This is a genomic window from Streptomyces sp. NPDC001880 (assembly GCF_053594575.1).
Genome location: NZ_JBSFET010000239.1, coordinates 1 through 2470 on the forward strand (window position 1 = coordinate 1; position 2470 = coordinate 2470).

General features: G+C 66.4%; 2 protein-coding genes and 2 pseudogenes. 1 reads left to right on the forward strand and 3 read right to left on the reverse strand.

Features of this window, described 5'->3' with window-relative positions; all coding sequences use genetic code 11:
- Positions 1–76 precede the first annotated feature (76 nt).
- The 3 genes and pseudogenes from ACWCQ6_RS36795 to ACWCQ6_RS36805 form a co-directional block, all read right to left on the reverse strand.
- Positions 77–417: pseudogene (locus ACWCQ6_RS36795) on the reverse strand (transposase); the annotation flags it as partial.
- Between the two features lie 250 nt (positions 418–667).
- Positions 668–1606, reverse strand: coding sequence for a hypothetical protein (locus tag ACWCQ6_RS36800; protein WP_451096801.1), 939 nt, complete (start codon positions 1604–1606; stop codon positions 668–670).
- Between the two features lie 92 nt (positions 1607–1698).
- Positions 1699–2061, reverse strand: coding sequence for a PadR family transcriptional regulator (locus ACWCQ6_RS36805; RefSeq protein WP_451096803.1), 363 nt, complete (start codon positions 2059–2061; stop codon positions 1699–1701).
- 165 nt (positions 2062–2226) lie between these two features.
- Between ACWCQ6_RS36805 and ACWCQ6_RS36810 the strand changes: the two are divergent.
- Positions 2227–2470: pseudogene (locus ACWCQ6_RS36810) on the forward strand (IS6 family transposase); the annotation flags it as partial.

The window sequence follows — 2470 nt, forward strand, 5'->3', positions numbered from 1 at the left end:
CGCGGCATGAGGCAGTTTGAAGCCTCCCCCCGCAGGGCGGCTCCGAAGGGCCACAAAACCTTCATCTTCCGCACAGCACCACTCTTGAAAGCTGTCCTACGACCAACTCTCTTTCGTGTTCAGGACACAATCCCGAGCGAAATAGGCGGCTGCCCGGCGCGGGATCTCGCGCTCCAGCTGCCGCTCCCTCTCCGACTTCAGCAGCCGGGCGTTCTCCGCCCCCAACCGGGCCAGTTCCTCAGCCCGACTCCCGCCGGCCTCGCTGCGGCCGGGCAGTGCCTGCGACTCGTTTCCCTTGCGGACCCACGTCCGCAGCGACTCAGCGGTGATACCGAGGTCAGCCGCCACCGCCACGTATGTGCGCTTGCCGCCTGCGGCGCGGTAAAGCGCGACCGCGTCCTTCCTGAACTCCCCCAATTACGGAGACTTGCGTCCCACCTGGACATCCCTCCCTGAACCATCAAGATCCATTGTCAGGGTGTCCACTCCAAAGGATCAGCCTCAGACGTGGACTTCACCCCGCTGCGCGAGCAGGACCCGTCCTTCGGCCAGGCTGTCTGAGTACCCAAAGGACCCACACCTGCCCGCTGAACAGTACTGACGCTGGATCAGCGCCGCCGGACGCGGGGCCCTGGTGGTGAGGCCGGTCAGTGTTGGCCGGCGTGGTTCACCGGACCCTCATCTTCCGGAGAAAGGTGACAGCCATGGCGCCGGAGCAGACGAAAAGCACCGCGTGAACCCAGGGCGCCGCACCACCGCTGTCCGAGTCCGTCAGCGTAAGGGTGAACAGCACCGCGAAGACAGCCATGCTGGAAAGGAAACCGAGGAACTGGTGGCGGACCCGCTGGACTTCACGTATCGGGCCGTCTGTCAGGTTCATGGCATAGATCTCCACCTGGCCGAGCTCCTGCTGTGCGGCGCGCCCGGTGGCTGCCAGGTGCTCCCGTGCTTCGGTCACGTGCTGCTGCGCCGTGCGCATGGGAAGGCCATGCCGTCCATACAGCAACTCGCCCAGCCGGCGCAGCCATTGCTCATTGTCGAGCCGTCGGCCCTCACCAGGGGAGAACCATCGGCTCACGACCCGCTCGGGTATGGCCAGCCCCAGTGCCCCGAGCAGCAGCGCGAACCCGGCTGCCGCGAACGGCGGGAACGAGAAGGAATGCGCGTCCCGGGCCGCGGGGAGGGACGCCAAACAGATGCCGGCAGCGGCGATGACGCCGGCACCGCTGCCATAGAGCCAGGCGGCCCCGGTCCGTCCGGCCGCGCGCAGGGCGGGGAGGACCGCGAAACCGACTGCCACGAGCACGGAGGCGGAAAGGGACAGGAGGAGAACCGAGGTGCCGGAGCGGTCCTCATCGCCGAAAGTTCCCACCGTGGCCATGATCAGGACGGTGATGCCTCCTGCCACCATGCCCTGCCGGAAATGCGTGGCTGATGTCCTGCCTTCGAAGTCACGTGTGCTGCGAGACCCAGCGTCGACCCGTTCGGTGGCCACCGCAGTGGCGTACTCCTCGGCAGGGCCGAAGAGTTCCTCCGCCGACTGCCCCGTTTCGGTCACCGCATAGGCGACCTCCTCCCGCACACGGTTCACGAGTTCGCGCGGCACTCTGTGGACGAGAACAAGGTCCAGCTCCAGCTTGTCGGCCCAGGCAGCGCGACCGCTGTTGCCCGGTCGGGTGCCGGCCGTGGTCTTCGTCATCAGTTCTCCTGTTCATGGGGTGTGGCAGGGGCCTCTGCCGGGAACGCCGCCGTCATGTCGATCGCCGTGCGGAACTTCTGCCACGCCCGGCGCTCCCGCGCCAGCCGCTCCCGCCCCGCATCGGTCAGCCGGTAGTACTTCCGGCCAGGCCCGCCCTCTCCGGGGGCCCATCGGACCTCGACCGCGCCGTCGTCGGCGAGCCGCGTCAGTGCCGGGTACAGCACGGCACCCTTGACGGTGCCGAGTCCCGATTCTTCGAGCTGCTGGAACAGCGCGTATCCGTAACTCTCTCCGCGCTCCAGCGTGGCCAGAAGGCACAGCGGCAGGACGGCGCGGAGCCATGCGGGCTGGATGTCGCCCATGCATCGACCCTCCCTAAGATCACGACTAGTATGAAATTCAGAATAGTCGAGCGTCAAGAGTATGCGGGGAGGAGGGGTATGAAGCGCAGCGCCGACAAGGGCACTGTCACGTTGACTGACAGGTTGGGATGATCTTCGGGTTGGTCATTCTGGGAGGGGTTGTCCGTGGGCAGTACTCCGCCGTCGCACAAGGGGCACCGGTACCCGGTCGAGGTGATCTCCCACTGCGTGTGGCTGTGACTTCCGCTTCCCGCTGTCATTCCGTGAGGTGGAGTAGCTGATGCTCGAGCGCGACGTGATCGTCTCGTACGAGACGATCCGGCGGTGGTGCGCAAAGTTCGGCCAGATCTATGCGAATAGGCTGCGCCGACGCCGGCCACGGCCGGGTGACAAGTGGCACCTGGACGAG